At 66.2% G+C, this 1,058-nt stretch carries 1 protein-coding gene and 1 pseudogene; both read right to left on the minus strand.

What is annotated here, in order from left to right; translation table 11 throughout:
- A pseudogene (locus ABZS71_RS35680) lies at positions 1–479 on the minus strand (IS200/IS605 family accessory protein TnpB-related protein); the annotation flags it as partial.
- Entirely contained in the window at positions 472–1,050 is a 579-nt protein-coding gene (locus ABZS71_RS35685; protein WP_356217045.1) for an IS607 family transposase, read from the minus strand. The gene ABZS71_RS35685 and the pseudogene ABZS71_RS35680, both read right to left, overlap by 8 nt.
- Positions 1,051–1,058 lie beyond the last annotated feature (8 nt).

Consider the following 1,058-nt stretch of genomic DNA (forward strand, 5'->3'; position numbering starts at 1 on the left):
TCGAGACGGTGTTGAAGAATCGTCAGACGGCGCGTCTTCTGGAACCACTCGCCCTTCGACCGGTAGCCGCCCGCCGCCCGTTTGGTGCCCTTCTCCCCGATCGGGAGGGACAGGCGGTGCATCAGCGTCCGCACACCGGCCTCAAGACCCTGGATGTGCGCCGACTGACAACGCCGGGACAGCGCCCACTGATCGTGCGTGGCCTTGGTGATCGACCCGGCCCACCGCGACGACGATTCGGCCGTCAGACCCTGCTTACGGGCCGCCCACTTCTCAGCGTTGTGATCGCCCGCGTCAGCGCAGCGGGCCGCCAGATCACGGCAGGCCAGAGAGCCCAGGTGTTCGCCGACCAGGCGCAACACCTTGTCGTCCTCGGCGGTGAAGTGCCTGAGACGGCCGCGTATCGCAACACCGGACGGGCCCAACGCGACGAACGGCGCGTCGATGGTCCGCAGTTGCTTCTCCTTCGGCTCACTCATAGGCGGCAGCCGCCTCAAGGGCCTTCTTCGCCCGGTTCTTCGCGGAGCGACGCCCGTACAGGCGGGCACAGAACGAGGTCAGGACCTCAACTATGTCCCGTACGAGGTCGTCATCGACTTCGCCGTCATCAAGGACAACGAGACGACGCCCGGTCGCGGACAGCGCGGCCTCGATCAGCTCGACGTTCATACGGCCGAGGCGGTCCTTGTGCTCCACCACCACAGTCGTCACGTCCGGATCGGCCAGCAGCCGCCGCGCCTTCGTGCGAGCGCCGTTCATGCCCGATGCGATCTCGGACTCGATCCGCACCACCCGGTGACCGGCCTTCGCCGCCCACTGGGACAAGCGTGCCGTCTGACAGGCAAGGTCATCCTTCTGGTCATGCGAGGACACACGGGCATACAAGCCCACACCATCGGTCACTGACGGTGAGGAGTTCGCCTCGATGTTGACCAGGATCGTGCGCGGCCCGACCCGCTCAGCGGGGACCGGCAACGTGCCCTCACGGAACCAGCGATACGCGGTCTGCCGATGCACACCGTTCGCTTCCGCCCACTCCGTAAGGTTCATAGACAAGA

The organism is Streptomyces sp. NPDC005393 (assembly GCF_040606675.1).
In the GTDB taxonomy this organism is placed as follows: Bacteria; Actinomycetota; Actinomycetes; order Streptomycetales; family Streptomycetaceae; genus Streptomyces.

Excerpts from the sequence above, each read along its gene's own strand:
- ABZS71_RS35685 (WP_356217045.1), bottom strand. The coding sequence starts at position 1,050 with ATGAACCTTACGGAGTGGGCGGAAGCGAACGGTGTGCATCGGCAGACC.